The organism is Thermosynechococcus vestitus BP-1, assembly GCF_000011345.1.
Lineage (GTDB): Bacteria > Cyanobacteriota > Cyanobacteriia > Thermosynechococcales > Thermosynechococcaceae > Thermosynechococcus > Thermosynechococcus vestitus.
In genome coordinates, this window is sequence record NC_004113.1 from 490,158 (window position 1) to 503,702 (window position 13,545).

Here is a 13,545-nt window from a genome sequence, read left to right on the forward strand (position 1 = left end):
CTGGAACGGTTAGGTGAAGCTTGGCCTCTCATATTCTGGTGCTTCATGGCCCCAACTTGAACCTATTAGGGCAACGGGAGCCGGGGATCTATGGGACTGTAACCCTCGCGAGCATCAACCAATCCTTGGAAGCCTTGGCGCAGGAGTTGGGGGTCACTATTGAGTGCCTCCAGTCCAATCATGAAGGGGTTTTAGTAGATGCGATTCAGGGGGCCCTGGGACGTGCCCAAGGCATTTTAATTAACCCCGCAGCCTATACCCACACCAGCGTTGCTTTGCGAGATGCAATTGCTGCGGTTGCCCTCCCAACCGTTGAGGTTCACCTGAGTAATATTCATCAGCGGGAAGCGTTTCGCCATCATTCCTACATTGCCCCGGTGGCAATCGGTCAAATTGCTGGCTTTGGTGCCGACAGTTATCTTTTAGGTCTGCGGGCACTGGTGAATTATTTACAGCAAAAGGCTAATTCTTAGCAGGGGGCGCGATCGCCAGCGGCGTTCCCAACTGTCGTGCCAGCCAAAACTCCATATTGCGTACCCACGACTTACCATCAAGGCGCTTGACGACAACAGGTTGCACCAAAATCGTGAACATCCCCAAGCGATTGCCGGCGAGAATATCCGTAAACAGGCGATCGCCCACCATGGCCACCTGATCGTAGGGTAAATTCATCGCTTGCACCGCCTGCCGAATCTTGCGCCGAGAGGGCTTACCCGCCCCCACCAAAAAGGGTAACTCCACCTGCTGGGCAATGCGTTCAATGCGGCGATGGTTCCAGTTATTGCTCACTAGCCAGATCGGCATTTCATGCTTGATTTCCAGTAGCCACGCCAGAATGTGTGGCGGTAGAGCCGCATCCCAGGTGGGGAGCAGCGTATCATCTACATCCAGCACCATGCCCCGCAGGTGATATGTTGCCAACAGACTGGGGCGCAACTGTTCAATGGTGGTTTCAAGAATTAAATCCGGTTGCAGCAGTGCTGCCAGAGACCCAGCGGCCATTGAAAACGCAAATCATGAACAAGAAACTTCTGACAGACTATCACGATTCTAGGGAAGAGTGGGCACTACAAAAATCTTCTCCGCTGTTACTCCAACAATAAAGAATATGTTACCATCTGAGAGAATGCCGCGCGTCAACGGATATGGCGAAGGTTCTGGTACTCAATGCCTCCTATGAACCACTCAATATTACGAGTTGGCAGCGAGCAGTTGTCCTTTTAATCAAGGGCAAGGCAGAGCAAGTGGAGCACAATGGCAAGATGGTTTACAACAATTTCCCCTTGCCAACGGTTATTCGTCTGCGGCATTACGTCGTTACTCCCTACAAAGAAATTCCCCTCACCCGCCGTAACATCCTCCACCGAGATGGTCACTCCTGCCAGTACTGTGGTTACACCGGTGATGAACTGACTCTGGATCATGTTATTCCCAAATCCCGCGGTGGCGGTGAAACCTGGGAAAACATCGTGACTGCCTGTGTTCGCTGTAACGTCAAGAAAGGGAATCGCACCCCCAAAGAAGCGAACATGCCCCTACGCCAAACACCGCGTCGTCCCATTAGTAGTTTGTACTTTGAAGTTACAAAACACGTGCGCACGGGTACTCACCAAGAGTGGCGCAAATACGTCATCGGTGCCTAGTCTTAGCTGTGGGATTGAAAGCCGTGGCGAAAATTTAGGGTGTCCCCCCTGCAACCGGTTACCAATAGTTGGGGGAATCCTCTGAGCGGGTAACTCTTAAGCACGGCTCGGGGCGATCGCGTATTTTAGTCTAGTATCGTAGAGGAGAACCTTTTACCTTGGGAAACTCAAACTCAGGTCGTTATGTCAGGTATTGAGATAGAAAACTTTAGTCAGCTCTTTCCGCTTTTTGGTGCCAGTTCCCAAGAAGCACTTTCCTCGATGCTCTCAGTGGCCTGGCATAACACCTACCCGGCAGGGCGTGCCATTCTCATCGAAGATGCATGGGGCAACGCAGTTTACTTTATCCTCTCAGGCTGGGTAAAGGTACGACGCCTGCTGGCCAATGGAGATTTCCTGACGCTGGCGATTCTGGGGCCAGGGGACTTTTTTGGCGAAATGGCAATTCTTGACCAGTCTCCCCGCTCAACGGATGTAGTGGCCCTGTGTCCAGCGGAAGTTCTGTCGGTGCCGGCGCAAAAATTTGTCTATGTCCTGCGCCACGACCCAGACTTACACTATCGGATGCTGCAATTGATGGCACAGCGACTACGCCTGACCAATGCTCGTATTGAACTGTTGCACAAACCGCCTGCCGTCAAACTCGCCCATCTCTTGGTGAATTTGGCACGGCGCTATGGTCAACCTCTGGGGCGTAATGCCAACACCGCTGTCATTTTCAATGTGCCCCTCAAGGATTTAGCAGATGTAGCCAACATTAGCCCTGATGAGGCACAGCAACTGCTGGATAAAATGGTGGCGAAAAACTGGATCAACATTGATGTTACCAAGCAACAACTACAAATGCTCAATTTGCCGCAGCTAGAGCAATTAGCGCAGCAAGGGCTGAATTAAAGTTCTGTTGTCTTGTTCAGGAGCAGTAACCTCGCCTAGGATAGCAATAGTTGCAAGCTCTTTCTGCTATGGCGATCGCCCCCAACCTCTACGAACACACCTTGGTTCGTTACACCGATCCGCTCCACGCGACAGAACTTTTGCGGCAATATCGCCCGTACCTCGAAATGATTCCCAGTCTGCGGCGACCTCAAGAAAGTTTAATTCCAATTCCGCTGCCGATCGCCCATCTTCAGATCCCCGCGGCTACAACGACCAACCAACGTCCCCAAGTGAAGTCGGTGATGGTGCCCTGTGATTTAGTCTTTGTCATGTGCGATCCCGAGTGGAAAGTGAAAACTGACATTGAACTACTGGTTTTTATTCATCGTCCGGGGGAAAGCTTTACGGAACTGCTGACCCGCTGGCGCCAATCCCAAGTGCTCCTCAGTCGCAGTTATAGCTGGGATATGCCCTTGCTGCATCGGAATGTCTTTAGTGAGGGCGCGAATCGTCAATTTCCCCTCTTTGTTCTCTTTCAAGAAACCCTTGCCGTCATCAAGCGGGGTCTCAAAGCTGCTCATTTGCCCTACGTAGTTGATACCACGATTCTCAAGGAGCAGCCGTCTTCAGGCACAAAGCTCATGACGGGTTCATCAGAAAGTACAGAATAGGTTGATCGATATCACAACCTCAGCACCGGATTTATCACTGCCGCCGCCTTTGCCCAGGACAGAGAATACCACTATCGAGCTGAATTCTCGATGTTGTGTGTTGAGTTGTCCTATGGTGGCTATCCCCATTCAACCCTTGTCCGAGCGTCCATTGACAACGGATTTAGTACGGCAGTATTTGCAGGAAATTGGCCGTGTGCCCTTGCTCACCCCTAGCGAAGAACTGCGCCTTGCCGAACAGGTTCAGCAGTACCAAGCCCTGCTTGCAGTGCGAGATCAGTCGGATGATCCCCAGCTCAAACGCTACGTGGCGGCTGTTAGGGAGCGCGATCGCCTGCGGCCGCTGTTGGGGCGTCCCCTGAGCCGTGCCCAATGGGCTGCAGGACTCAAAATGAGTGTGGCTGAATTGCAAACCTGTGTGCAGGCGGGGCGTCAAGCTTGGGCAAAGGCAGCGAATATTACCCTCAGTGAACTTCAGCACATTGAGCGTCAAGGACAGCGGGCAAAAAACCAACTGCTGCAAGCTAACCTGCGCTTGGTGGTGAACATTGCCAAAAAATATCAACATCACGGCGTGGAATTTTTAGATTTGATCCAAGAGGGGAGTTTGGGTCTAGAACGTGCCGTTGAAAAATTCGATCCGACCAAGGGATTTCGCTTTAGCACCTATGCCTATTGGTGGATTCGCCAAAGTATCACCCGTGCCGTTGCTAGCCAAAGCCGTACAATCCGCCTACCCATTCACATGGTGGAAAAGCTCAATAAAATTAAGCGTGCCCAACGGCGTCTTGCGGCTCAACGGGGAGCGATGCCCAGTCTAGCGGACATTGCCCAAGAACTGAATCTTGAGGTGTCGCAGGTACGGCAGGTGCTGATGGCCGTTCCCAAATCCGTGGCCCTGGAACAGCGGGTTGGTTCCGACCAAGAAACGGAGTTGCAGGAGTTGATTGAATCCCCTGCCCCTACCCCCGATGAGGTGATCATGCGCGAATCCCTACGGACCACTTTGAAGCAACTGCTGAGTGATCTATCCCCCCGTGAGCGCCAAGTGATGGAACTGCGTTATGGCCTAGGGGAACAGCCGGCCCTTGAGCTAGCGGAAGTTGCGGTACTGCTGGGACTGAGTCGGGAGCGGATTCGCCAAATTGAGCACCGCGCCCTGCAAAAATTGCGGCAACCCCAACGGCGGCGGGAAATTCAAGACTATCTGGAGGAGTTTGCCTAGGACGTCTCCAACTGAATGCCGTGGGGACAGCACTCACAGACCCATAGATCAAGATCGGGGTCTGGTAGGGCGCGCCGTACCCGTTGCATGATCCTGTAGCCCTCATCGGCAGAGGGCGCTAGGGCAAAAACCGTTGGCCCAGATCCGGACATCATGCTGGCGATCGCTCCCGCAGCCAGGAATTGCTCCTTTAACTCTGCCACCAAGGGATAGCGGGGCAACACCACTTTCTCTAGATCATTACGGAGGTTGGCCGCCAATGGGGCAATATCATGCTGCTGAATGGCCTGTAGCAGGATTGCGGATCCCCCCTCTTGGCGGGCTTTTTCCTGTTCGCTGGGGGTTTGGGCATAGGTGGCGGCAAATTCCTGGCGATAGGTTTGATAGGCCCAAGGGGTGGCCACACTAAGGGAGCGATACTTCCCTAGGATCACCGTTAACCCCTGTAGATCCGCCAGGGGAGTCAACTGTTCGCCGCGCCCTAAAGCCAAGGCAGTCCCTCCCTGCAAACAGAAGGGAACATCGGCCCCCAATTGCGCTGCCAAGGTTTGCAATTCCCCTTGGGTCAGCCCCAACTGCCACAGGAGATCTAAGCCCACGAGTACCGCTGCGGCATTGGTTGACCCTCCCGCCAAGCCCGCCCCCAGAGGAATCCGTTTTTCGATGAAAATTTCAACACCATCGCGATCCGGAAAATGCTGCTGGAGCAGTGCTGCGGCTTTGTAGGCCAGATTTCGCTGATCGCAGGGAACGGCAGGGTTCGTGCAATGAACCTTAATCTCGCGATCGCGCCGAGGAATCAGTTCGAGGCGATCCATGAGGGAAACCGCCTGCATGACCATTACTAGCTCGTGGTAACCACTGCCATCCAAACAGTTGCCAATAATTTGTAAAAAGAGATTAATTTTGGCAGGCGCCAGCAGACGATACACGTCGCCCCATCCTCACAACCACCTTGTTCAATAGCATATTATTCTTCTATGACCTCTTTGGCAGGCGCCAACGAGAATTCCCCATGGTGTTGGAACGGATCCTTGAGCTGTTGCAGTTGCCTTTTATGCAGCGAGCCCTGTGGGCAGGGATTTTTACGGGAGGGATGGCGGGTGCCCTCGGTAGCTTTACCATCCTGCGGCAACTGTCCTTTTTTAGTGATGCTTTGGGGCATTCGGCACTACTGGGAATCAGTTTAGGGATAATTCTGGGGCTGAATCCGTCGCTGATGTTGCTGCCCTTTGCGGTGGTTTTTGCCCTCGGCGTCACCTATTTACTCGAGCATACCCGGCTGTGGACTGATGCCCTCTTGAATATCATCTACTCAGGATCGTTAGCGCTAGCGGTGGTACTGCTCAGTTTGAGCGATCGCTACCAAGGGGGGTTGAATAACCTACTCTTTGGCGATATTTTGGCGGTGCGCCCAGCCGATCTGGTCATGAGTGGCACCCTCTGCACCCTTGTTGGCCTTTTCCTCCTGCTCACGTTGCGGGTGCAATTGTTAATCACGGTGAATGAGGCCTTGGCCGTGGCCCAGGGGGCGGCAGTGAGAAGGCAGCGTTTGCTCTTTATTACCCTATTAGCGTTGGTGGTGGCAGTCTCCATTAAGACAGTAGGGGTACTCCTGATCAGTGCCTTTGTCGTCATTCCCGCCTGTGGTGCCCGCCTTTGGAGTCGGCAATTTTCGCAGTACGTGGTCTTGGCAGCCCTCGTGGGGGTGGGCAGTGCCATTGTCGGCATGCTCGTGTCAGCAGGAATGAATTGGCCCTCTGGTCCCAGTATTGTTGTCTGTCAACTGGCGTTCTTTTTAATCTCAGTTGCGCTTAACTTACTGCCAGGGGCGTGGGTCCATAGAGGGCAGAAATCTCCAACAAGCTGAGGCGTGAACGCGCAGTTAAGTCCAAGGGGGAGCGATCGCCCCGCTGGAAGTGATCGGCCGCGGCACAGCCAATCATGGCCGCATTATCGGTACACAGCCGCAGGGGCGGAAAAATTAACCGTAGTCCCAAGGGTTCAGCAGCCGCAGTGAGGTGTTGTCGCAGGCCAGAATTTGCCGCTACTCCTCCCCCAATGGCTAGGGTTTTGAAGCCATGATCCACCGCTGCCGCGATCGCCCGCTTGGTCAGGGCCTGTGCCACAGCCTTCTGAAAACTGGCCGCGAGGTCAGCCACCGGCAACTCAGGATGGGTTTGACGTAGCTCCGCCACCAGCCGTGCCACTGCGGTTTTCAGTCCACTAAAACTGGCATCGTAGGGATGCACCTTGCCATCTGGGAGGCGGATATTTCCCTCTGGTAGATCAAAAGCCTCTGGATTCCCCTGCTGCGCCCAGCGATCGAGCAGTGGTCCCCCTGGATACCCCAAGCCCATTAGCCGTGCGACCTTATCGTAGGCTTCACCTGCTGCATCATCCCGCGTTTGCCCAAAAAGCTGGTACTCGCCACAGCCATAAACGCCAATGAGACTGGTATGCCCACCAGAGACCAAAAGGCAGAGAAACGGTGGTTCAAGGGTTGGCTCCGCTAAGTAGGAGGCATAGAGGTGGCCTTCAAGGTGGTGAATGCCCAAGAGGGGCTTTTGGTGCACAAGGGCAAGGGTTTTTGCGGCCGTAACCCCAATGAGCAGCGACCCTACCAAGCCGGGGGCACAGGTGACGGCAATGGCATCAATGGCAGACCAATCGCAACCGGCCTCACTGATGGCTGCGGTGATGACCCCATTAATGTTTTCTAAGTGGGCACGGGAGGCAACCTCCGGCACCACACCGCCAAAGGGTTGATGGGCGCACACTTGCGAGGCAATCACATTACTTTCAATGGCGCGATCGCGCACTACGGCAGCCGCCGTTTCATCGCAACTGGTTTCAATGGCCAGAATTCTTACCATCGAGCAGACTTGGGCACCGACCTAGAGCCTTCCTTAAGTCTAACCTATTTTTCAAATAAACTTGTTGAAGGGCATGTCCTCAATGCAGTGAATTCTTGAGGTTGCAACCCGCGCTCCGGTGAAGATTCCTAAGAATCTCCTAAATCCCGATCAAGAAGTAGGGTATACTATAGGTTGGGCAATCTGCTCAATGTCGTGCCTGGGCCAAATGTCTTGTGGAACTGTCTGCCAAAAGTGAGTACGCCCTCTTAGCGCTCTTGGAAATGTCAGCGGCCTATGAACAGGGGGAGCCGCTACAAATTCGCCAAATTGCTGCCATGCACAACATTCCCGATCGCTACCTGGAGCAACTGATGGCAACCCTCCGCCGCAAGGGTCTCATTCGCAGTCAGCGGGGTGCGCGGGGTGGCTACGTGCTCGCAAAAGCCCCTTGGCAAATCTCAATTTTAGATGTGCTCAACTGTATTGAGGGGATCGAGTCCAAGCTCGCGCAAAAGCCGCCCGACAACGGTGATCTGGAACGTAGCCTGATCCGCTCAGTGTGGCTTGAGGCCTGTAAAGCGGCCAATGATGTCTTGAAAAAGTACACCCTTCAGGATTTGTGCGATCGCCGCCAGGCTTACCAGCAGGTGGATGTCATGTACTACATCTAGGCTGGGGCTGGCATGCAGCGGATTTTCCTAACCTTTTTGTCTTGAGTTGGAGATTGATACCCCATGAATATTGCCCCCGATATTACTGCCCTCATTGGTCGGACGCCCCTTGTACGCCTGAACCGCATTCCCCAAGCGGAGGGCTGCGTTGCCGAAATTGTCGTCAAGCTAGAGAGCATGAATCCTGCGGCCTCAGTTAAGGATCGCATTGGCCTAAGTATGATTCAGGAGGCAGAAGCAGCGGGTCTCATTACCCCTGGTAAAACGGTTTTGGTGGAGCCGACATCGGGAAATACTGGGATTGCCTTGGCCATGGTCGCGGCGGCAAAGGGCTATCGGCTGATTCTCACCATGCCAGAAACCATGAGTGCAGAGCGCCGAGCCATGCTGCGTGCCTATGGCGCAGAGCTGGATTTGACCCCCGGCACCGAGGGGATGAGTGGCGCCATTCGTCGTGCTGAAGAGATTGCTGCCTCCCTTGAAGATGCTTTCATGTTGCAGCAGTTCAAAAATCCCGCCAATCCAAAGATTCACCGTGAAACCACTGCGCTTGAAATTTGGCAAGATACAGACGGTCAAGTTGATATTTTGGTGGCTGGCGTTGGTACGGGGGGCACGATTACGGGGGTAGCAGAAGTGATCAAAGCAAAGAAGCCTACCTTTCAAGCGATCGCCGTCGAACCCAGCAATAGTCCAGTCCTTTCAGGAGGCAAACCGGGACCCCACAAAATTCAAGGCATTGGTGCTGGCTTTGTGCCCCCCGTTCTCAAACGAGAACTCATTGATGAAGTCATCCCTGTCTCCGATGATCAAGCCATCCATTTTGGTCGCCGCTTAGCCCGTGAAGAAGGCCTGCTCTCAGGTATTTCCAGTGGGGCTGCCCTTTGTGCTGCCATTCAGGTGGCTCAACGTCCTGAAAATGCCGGCAAGTTAATTGTCATGGTGCAGCCCAGTTTTGGCGAACGCTACTTGAGCACCCCCCTCTTCCAAGAGGCCCTGCCCTTGGTGCCAAGCTACTTGCAAACTTAGGCACAATGGCGTTCACAGTCCCAGGGCGTCAGGATCGCCCTTGAACACCAAATTGGCGTTTGGGGAACTGGGCAATCATCAGCTGAGCTGAGGAAAAGCCACCTCTCCCCCTGTGGTGATGGCCTTGGGAAATATAGCTATTGCAGTAAAGACAATGCAACGCTCAACAGAACCCAACTTTTTAGTGAAACTCCGAGCAGGAGTATTCTCCCTAGCCCTTTTTTCATTAGTTGTACCAGCGGTTGCCAACGCTGAAAATCCTGCCCATGTGCGACAACTCTTGGAAACACGCCAATGTCCCAACTGTGATCTGCGGGGCGCGAACCTGATGGATGCCAATTTGTTTAAGGCAAACTTAGCAGGCGCCAATTTAGAGGGGGCCTATCTGGCGGGTGCGAATCTCTTTGGTGCCAATTTGGCAAGAGCAAACTTGAGCCGTGCCAGTCTATACCTAGCGATTTTGGTCAATGCCAATTTGACAGGAGCACAACTGGTGGGAGCACGCCTCACCCTCAGCAACCTTGTCAATGCCAACCTCAGCAGGGCCAATCTGGAGAATGCGGTCATGAAAGGGGCAAATATGATTGATGTGAATTTGACGGCGGCAAACCTGAAGGGGGCCGATCTCGATCGCGCCAATTTAAGTGGGGCTAATTTAAGTCAAACAATCTTCGATCGCCCCGCCAACCCCTAAGAAGTCGTTTGGGCCTGCTTTAGGGCTGCCGCCAGTCGCGGTTCATCCCAACCCCGTTGGTGGAGAATTTGCCATGCGGCCATGAGATCAGGACCATGGACAGCACCGGTGAGGGCCGCCCGTAGGGTTCGCATTGTTGCTCCCTTTTTCACCCCTGCCGCTTTGGCGGCCTGTTGAATCAATTGTTGCCCCATCGCCACAGTCAGGGCGGGCTCTGCGGGTAAATGCTCTAGTAGGTAGGCCAAAATGGTCGCACTTTGGGGCTGGCCCAGTTGAGCCATTGCTTCAGAATCAAAGGTGACGCTGGGTATAAAGAAAACGGCCCCTTGATCAATGGCCTCCCTCAGGGTGTTGAGACCAGGTTGGAGGAGTTGGGCAAGGTCAAACAACCAAGGGCGATCGCGCTCCTCATCAAAGGCATAGCCTGCCCCCTGCCACAGGGGGATGAGTTCCGCCAAAAATTCTTCTGGCTCTAGTTGCTGAATGTACTGGCGATTGAGCCAATTGAGCTTGTCCCAGTCAAAGCGGGCGCCTGCTTTGTTAATCCGCTCAAAACTAAAGTGCTTCGCCGCCAGATCAAGGGTAAAGAGTTCTCCCACCCCTTCGGGGGGTGACCAACCCAAAAGCGTCATGTAGTTGGCCAAAGCAGGAGCTAAATACCCCATTGCCCGAAAGTCAGAAATGGAGGTAACCCCATCCCGCTTTGAGAGTTTTTGTCCTGTTGAGTTGAGAATTAAAGGCGTATGGGCAAAGTTGGGGGGCGTGGCTCCAAGGGCCTCGTAGAGCAAAATTTGTTTTGGCGTGTTACCAATGTGATCTTCGCCGCGAATGACATCGGTAATGCCCATGGCAATGTCATCCACCACAACCACCAAATTATAGAGGGGATAGCCAATTTCACCGCGGGGTGCGGCCCGGGCAATGACCATGTCACCCCCTAGATCAGCCCCCTGCCAGCTGACTCGACCGCGCACCAAGTCCTGCCACTCAATCTGGCGATCGTCCTCAATTTTGAATCGAATCACAGGGGTTCGTCCCGCTGCCTCAAAGGCGGCTTGCTCCTCTGGGGTCAAATGGCGGTGACGGTTGTCGTAGCGAGGTGCTTGCCCCTTGGCTTTTTGTTCAGCTCGCAGCGCCTCCAGTTCTTCGGGGGTGCAGTAGCAGTAGTAGGCTAGTCCCTTGTCTAAGAGGGTTTGAATTGCTTGGCGGTACAGATCAAGGCGATCGCTCTGGAAGTAGGGGCCTTCATCCCAGGTCAGCCCCAGCCATTGCAGGCCCTCCAGAATATTCTCGGTGTACTCAGGCCGAGACCGCTCGCGATCGGTGTCCTCAATCCGCAGAATGAACTTCCCTCCCCGGTGACGGGCATAGAGCCAGTTGAATACAGCGGTACGGGCAGTCCCAATGTGCAGATTCCCTGTCGGACTCGGCGCTAAACGAACACGAACTGTCACTGCTGACCTCGAATACAAAAATTGCCCTTTCGATCCTACCGCATTGGTTACAGGCCTTCTAGGCAAGGGTATAGGGACGATTCAGCCGCTCCAACTGCTGCACCATCAGGCTGAGGAACAGTCCCACATCCGTGACGACGCCCACGGATTCCACAGAACCCCGATCCGCCAGTTTTGTTACGACCGCTGGGTTAATATCCACACAGACTAACTTCACCCCAGCAGGGGTCATATTGCCCACGCCAATGGAGTGCAGCATCGACGCGAGCATCAAAATCATGTTTGCACCCCGAATCAGGCGAGCATACTCCCGCTGCGCCACCATTAAGTCCATGAGGGTATCCGGCAGGGGGCCATCATCGCGGATTGACCCCGCCAGGACAAAGGGCACATTATTCTTGACACACTCATACATCACGCCACTGGTGAGAATGCCCTGAGCCACAGCGTTGGCAATACTGCCACAGCGACGAATGGTATTGATCACTTTCAGGTGGTGACGGTGACCGCCCCGCACCGGGACGCCCCGCTTCATATCCACCCCCAAGGAGGTGCCCATGATGGCCTGCTCCATATCGTGCACAGCGATCGCGTTGCCGCCGAGGAGTCCCTGGACATAGCCTTCACGGATTAGCTTGGCTAAATGCTCACCCCCACCCGTGTGGATAACCACTGGACCAGCCACCACAATCGCTTTGCCCCCCTGATCGCGGATGCGCCGCAGTTCCCAAGCAATCTGTTCCACCACCAGTTCAACGCGGCGTTCACTGGAGACCCCCGATCCCATGAATGTGAACTCTTGGTTGTTGCGCTGGCTTTCCGTTTTCCGAATGGTGCGGATGCCTTCAACGCCCACGACCACGCGATCGCCCACCTGCAAATCCCGCAGAATGCGACACTCCGCTACTGTTCCTTCTGGGGTTGAGCGCACCACAATCGCCCCATCCATGCGTTGGTTTTGAACCCGAACCCACTCGCCCGCCACCCGCACCTCTGTGGGGTAAATTGTTGTCACATAGAAGTCATCTGGGGCAACCCCCGCTTGGGTAACGGTTTCGAGGGTAGCATCGCAGACCTCCGAGGGCGGCAAAATCGCGCCGAGGGTGATCAACTGCGCCATGATCGCCTCCATGACCTCGGCATCGGGGGCCATGACACGAATATCCGCTTGGGAAGGACTTTGCCGCTGTTCGCCAAGGTTAAATTGTAGGACTTGGAAACTGCCGCCATTTTCGACAATTGTGTCGAGGACACGGTTCATCAGACCAGAGTCGAGGAGGTGTCCCTCCAGATGAACGACCCGATTGGGAAGGGTGACGGGGGCATGGAGTTCTTCACGCACCGGTTCAGTCACCCGCAAGGTCAAACACTTAGCCGCACCTCCCGCCTTAAGAAATTCCGTTAGGGGCGTCTCCACCACCTCAAAGCCCACTTGGGCAAGGGCCGACTTCAATTCTTGGCTAGCACAGTTGAGAATCACCGTGCGATCAATATTGACGGCATTGCAGGCAAAGTTAACGGCATCAGTCTCTTTAACGGCAATTCGTTTATCCGCGGGTACCCGCAGTTCAATGAGACGGTTGGAATAGGCATCAAACGCGGGAGGATAGTAAAGTAAGTAGCCATCGGTCAGCGGACAAAAACAGGTGTCAAGGTGATAGAAGCGCTCATCCATCAATCGCAGGGAAAGGACTTCAATATCCAGCCACTTTGCTAAGTAGGCATGGGAATCCAATTCTGACCGGAAGCCATACCCCGCCCACAGCCAGCGACCCTCGCGATCCAAGAGGGCATCCCCTGCCCCCTCAAAGGGTACTTGTTTGGGTAGCTCAAAAACTTGATACCCCTGAGATTCAAACCACCCTTTGAAATAGGGTTCCTCTCCCTGACGTTCTGGGTGATAAAAGCGACTGAGCACTACGCGATCGCCCAACACTAAACCCGCATTCGCCGTAAACACCATATCGGGCCAGCCCGGCTGCGGCTCAATGAGCTCGACAGTCGCCCGAGCATGGATCATTTCGTAGAGCTTTTGCCACTGCTGCTGGGCGCGATCGCGGGAGGACTTATGGATATTTCCCTCCATCCAAGGATTGATCACATAGTCCACCTCATAATAGGTGGGAGGGCACATGAGGAATCGCAGGGTTGAACTCATAGGGATTGTTTAGAAATCGTTGAAATACGTGGAAACGGTATGAGGTGGGCTCCACAGCACCCAGCGCAAGCTTTAAATCATTCTATAGGCAGTGGGGATTCTGACGATTACTTTTGTCATCAAATCCTGACATTAGCCCCCTTGCGCTTAGGAGCAGTTCCATTTGCAAAGAGCAGGGGAAATCTGCGCTAAAATTATAATTTGTGCGATCGCGCACAGCCAACGAACACTAACGGACACCATCTGCGAAGGGGAATGACCTTGAC

The 13,545-nt window shown here is 54.1% G+C and carries 14 protein-coding genes; 9 read left to right on the top strand and 5 right to left on the bottom strand.

The features are described 5' to 3' along the window. Positions 1–20: 20 nt before the first annotated feature. On the top strand, positions 21–473 hold the full coding sequence (gene aroQ, locus TLL_RS02525; RefSeq protein WP_164920703.1) for a type II 3-dehydroquinate dehydratase: 453 nt from the start codon (positions 21–23) through the stop codon (positions 471–473). Here the strand turns inward: aroQ and TLL_RS02530 are convergent. Continuing rightward, a complete protein-coding gene (locus TLL_RS02530; protein ID WP_011056346.1) occupies positions 463–1,002 on the bottom strand; it encodes a YqeG family HAD IIIA-type phosphatase in 540 nt (179 codons plus the stop codon). The genes aroQ and TLL_RS02530 overlap by 11 nt on opposite strands. Positions 1,003–1,145: 143 nt before the next feature. Here TLL_RS02530 and TLL_RS02535 point away from each other — a divergent pair, with 143 nt between their 5' ends. From TLL_RS02535 to TLL_RS02550, 4 genes are all read left to right on the top strand, one after another. Then, positions 1,146–1,643: an HNH endonuclease gene (locus TLL_RS02535; RefSeq protein WP_011056347.1), complete on the top strand. Its 498-nt coding sequence runs from the start codon at positions 1,146–1,148 to the stop codon at positions 1,641–1,643. A gap of 183 nt (positions 1,644–1,826) precedes the next feature. After that, on the top strand, positions 1,827–2,537 hold the full coding sequence (locus TLL_RS02540; protein ID WP_011056348.1) for a Crp/Fnr family transcriptional regulator: 711 nt from the start codon (positions 1,827–1,829) through the stop codon (positions 2,535–2,537). 50 nt (positions 2,538–2,587) lie between these two features. Then, positions 2,588–3,190: a hypothetical protein gene (locus TLL_RS02545; RefSeq protein ID WP_197524130.1), complete on the top strand. Its 603-nt coding sequence runs from the start codon at positions 2,588–2,590 to the stop codon at positions 3,188–3,190. A 112-nt stretch (positions 3,191–3,302) separates the two neighbouring features. Next, entirely contained in the window at positions 3,303–4,415 is a 1,113-nt protein-coding gene (locus tag TLL_RS02550; protein WP_164920704.1) for an RNA polymerase sigma factor, RpoD/SigA family, read from the top strand. Here the strand turns inward: TLL_RS02550 and ispE are convergent. Beyond that, positions 4,412–5,347 (bottom strand): 4-(cytidine 5'-diphospho)-2-C-methyl-D-erythritol kinase, encoded by a 936-nt coding sequence (gene ispE, locus TLL_RS02555; protein ID WP_011056351.1) that lies wholly within the window; start codon positions 5,345–5,347, stop codon positions 4,412–4,414. The two genes, TLL_RS02550 and ispE, sit on opposite strands and share 4 nt — an antisense overlap. Before the next feature lie 83 nt (positions 5,348–5,430). Here ispE and TLL_RS02560 point away from each other — a divergent pair, with 83 nt between their 5' ends. Further along, positions 5,431–6,285 (top strand): metal ABC transporter permease, encoded by an 855-nt coding sequence (locus TLL_RS02560; protein WP_011056352.1) that lies wholly within the window; start codon positions 5,431–5,433, stop codon positions 6,283–6,285. On the opposite strand, the gene tsaD is transcribed toward TLL_RS02560, so the two are convergent. After that, positions 6,230–7,291 (bottom strand): tRNA (adenosine(37)-N6)-threonylcarbamoyltransferase complex transferase subunit TsaD, encoded by a 1,062-nt coding sequence (gene tsaD / locus TLL_RS02565; RefSeq protein WP_011056353.1) that lies wholly within the window; start codon positions 7,289–7,291, stop codon positions 6,230–6,232. The genes TLL_RS02560 and tsaD overlap by 56 nt on opposite strands. A 215-nt stretch (positions 7,292–7,506) precedes the next feature. Here tsaD and TLL_RS02570 point away from each other — a divergent pair, with 215 nt between their 5' ends. From TLL_RS02570 to TLL_RS02580, 3 genes are all read left to right on the top strand, one after another. Continuing rightward, entirely contained in the window at positions 7,507–7,944 is a 438-nt protein-coding gene (locus TLL_RS02570) for an Rrf2 family transcriptional regulator (protein ID WP_011056354.1), read from the top strand. 63 nt (positions 7,945–8,007) lie between these two features. Next, positions 8,008–8,973, top strand: a complete 966-nt coding sequence (gene cysK, locus TLL_RS02575) for a cysteine synthase A (RefSeq protein WP_011056355.1) — start codon at positions 8,008–8,010, stop codon at positions 8,971–8,973. Between the two features lie 154 nt (positions 8,974–9,127). Continuing rightward, positions 9,128–9,667, top strand: a complete 540-nt coding sequence (locus TLL_RS02580; RefSeq protein WP_164920705.1) for a pentapeptide repeat-containing protein — start codon at positions 9,128–9,130, stop codon at positions 9,665–9,667. Here TLL_RS02580 and gltX read toward each other — a convergent pair. Next, positions 9,664–11,121, bottom strand: a complete 1,458-nt coding sequence (gene gltX / locus TLL_RS02585; RefSeq protein ID WP_011056357.1) for a glutamate--tRNA ligase — start codon at positions 11,119–11,121, stop codon at positions 9,664–9,666. The genes TLL_RS02580 and gltX overlap by 4 nt on opposite strands. A gap of 58 nt (positions 11,122–11,179) precedes the next feature. Further along, positions 11,180–13,279, bottom strand: coding sequence for a TIGR00300 family protein (locus TLL_RS02590; protein ID WP_011056358.1), 2,100 nt, complete (start codon positions 13,277–13,279; stop codon positions 11,180–11,182). Positions 13,280–13,545: the final 266 nt, after the last annotated feature.

Coding starts and splice junctions, on each gene's coding strand:
- TLL_RS02530 (WP_011056346.1), bottom strand. CDS start 1,002: ATGGCCGCTGGGTCTCTGGCAGCACTGCTGCAACCGGATTTAATTCTT.
- TLL_RS02535 (WP_011056347.1), top strand. CDS start 1,146: ATGGCGAAGGTTCTGGTACTCAATGCCTCCTATGAACCACTCAATATT.
- TLL_RS02540 (WP_011056348.1), top strand. CDS start 1,827: ATGTCAGGTATTGAGATAGAAAACTTTAGTCAGCTCTTTCCGCTTTTT.
- TLL_RS02550 (WP_164920704.1), top strand. CDS start 3,303: ATGGTGGCTATCCCCATTCAACCCTTGTCCGAGCGTCCATTGACAACG.
- TLL_RS02560 (WP_011056352.1), top strand. CDS start 5,431: ATGGTGTTGGAACGGATCCTTGAGCTGTTGCAGTTGCCTTTTATGCAG.
- tsaD (WP_011056353.1), bottom strand. CDS start 7,291: ATGGTAAGAATTCTGGCCATTGAAACCAGTTGCGATGAAACGGCGGCT.
- cysK (WP_011056355.1), top strand. CDS start 8,008: ATGAATATTGCCCCCGATATTACTGCCCTCATTGGTCGGACGCCCCTT.
- TLL_RS02580 (WP_164920705.1), top strand. CDS start 9,128: ATGCAACGCTCAACAGAACCCAACTTTTTAGTGAAACTCCGAGCAGGA.
- TLL_RS02590 (WP_011056358.1), bottom strand. CDS start 13,279: ATGAGTTCAACCCTGCGATTCCTCATGTGCCCTCCCACCTATTATGAG.